This is a genomic window from Tritonibacter sp. SIMBA_163, from assembly GCF_046535935.1.
Classification (GTDB): domain Bacteria; phylum Pseudomonadota; class Alphaproteobacteria; order Rhodobacterales; family Rhodobacteraceae; genus Epibacterium; species Epibacterium scottomollicae.
Genome location: NZ_JAWJBP010000928.1, coordinates 1 through 251, shown reverse-complemented (window position 1 = coordinate 251; position 251 = coordinate 1). Strand labels below are relative to the sequence as shown.

Below are 251 nucleotides of genomic sequence, written 5' to 3'. Positions count from 1 at the left end.
TCCTGCGGCTGGCCGAGGCCGATGGCCGCGTGCTGTCGAACCCCGAACCCTGGGTGCGTGTGACCAACCTCGGCGACAGTTCGGTCGATATTTCGACCCGCCTGTGGTGCACTGCCGGTGACTACTGGGAGCTGAGATGGGCGATGATCCAGGGCGTAAAAGAAGCGTTCGACGCCGAAGGTATCTCCATCCCCTATCCGCATCGCGTGGAAATCCAGAAAGAAGGCTGAGCCGACCGGGTCTCAGCGTCC

General features: G+C 62.5%; 1 pseudogene. It reads left to right on the top strand.

What is annotated here, in order from left to right:
• A pseudogene (locus R0J92_RS25040) lies at positions 1 to 230 on the top strand (mechanosensitive ion channel family protein); the annotation flags it as partial.
• Positions 231 to 251: the final 21 nt, after the last annotated feature.